The sequence below is a fragment of the Streptococcus gordonii genome, assembly GCF_001553855.1.
GTDB lineage: Bacteria > Bacillota > Bacilli > Lactobacillales > Streptococcaceae > Streptococcus > Streptococcus gordonii.
The window spans coordinates 1-528 of sequence record NZ_LQWV01000037.1 but is presented as its reverse complement, the minus strand read 5'-3'; the positions used below and the strand labels follow the sequence as shown (position 1 = coordinate 528).

The 528-nt window shown below is 47.5% G+C and carries 1 protein-coding gene; it reads right to left on the bottom strand.

The genetic code is table 11. From position 1 onward, the window contains the following. Positions 1 to 528: SHIRT domain-containing protein (locus tag AWH02_RS07265; RefSeq protein ID WP_236708902.1), on the bottom strand; the 528-nt coding region annotated here is incomplete at both ends.

The window sequence follows — 528 nt, the reverse complement described above, 5'->3', positions numbered from 1 at the left end:
TTCCGCTGACAAACTCGTGAGTCGCCTTGTAGGTTGGGGTTGGGGTGAATTCCCAGGTGCCTACGAAGTGAGCATCCGCTCCATTGATGGTTTCAGATGTCTTGTCGTAGGACTTAAAGCTCCATGTACCTTCTGCCGTCTTAACCTCCGTTTTGCTTGGTTGCGTTGGAGTCGCTTGACTTCCATCTTTCAGATCTGTTTGATCTCCTGGAAGCAAGGCTTTTACTTCTTGTGGAAGCTCTTTACCTGGAGTTCCGCTGACAAACTCGTGAGTTGCCTTGTAGGTTGGCGCTGGGGTGAATTCCCATGTTCCTACGAAATGAGCATCCGCTCCATTAATAGTTTCGGATGTCTTGTCGTATGACTTAAAGTTCCATGTACCTTCTGCTGTCTTAACTTCCGTTTTACTTGGTTGTGTTGGCGTTGCTTGGCTGCCATCTTTCAAGTCTGTTTGAGCTACTGGAAGCAAATCTTTTACTTCTTGTGGAAGCTCTTTGCCTGGAGTTCCACTGACAAACTCGTGTGTCG